The 225-nt window shown below is 40.9% G+C and carries 1 rRNA gene; it reads right to left on the minus strand.

The annotated features are described in order from the left end of the window. Window positions 1–138: 138 nt before the first annotated feature. A 16S ribosomal RNA gene (locus H5300_RS27620) occupies window positions 139–225 on the minus strand; the annotation flags it as partial.

Here is a 225-nt window from a genome sequence, read left to right on the forward strand (position 1 = left end):
ATCAGTCAGCTTTCCAAATTGTTAAAGAGCATAAAGCAAAAAGCTTTAATCAATAACTTACGTTATTAATTAAAGCTCTGGCTTTAACTAAATCTAAACCATCAATCTGTGTGGACACTCATCGTAAGTATCTTCGTATAAGGAGGTGATCCAGCCCCAGGTTCCCCTAGGGCTACCTTGTTACGACTTCACCCCAGTCATGAACCACAAAGTGGTGAGCGTCCT

The sequence above is a fragment of the Vibrio sp. SG41-7 genome, from assembly GCF_014164465.1.
Classification (GTDB): domain Bacteria; phylum Pseudomonadota; class Gammaproteobacteria; order Enterobacterales; family Vibrionaceae; genus Vibrio; species Vibrio splendidus.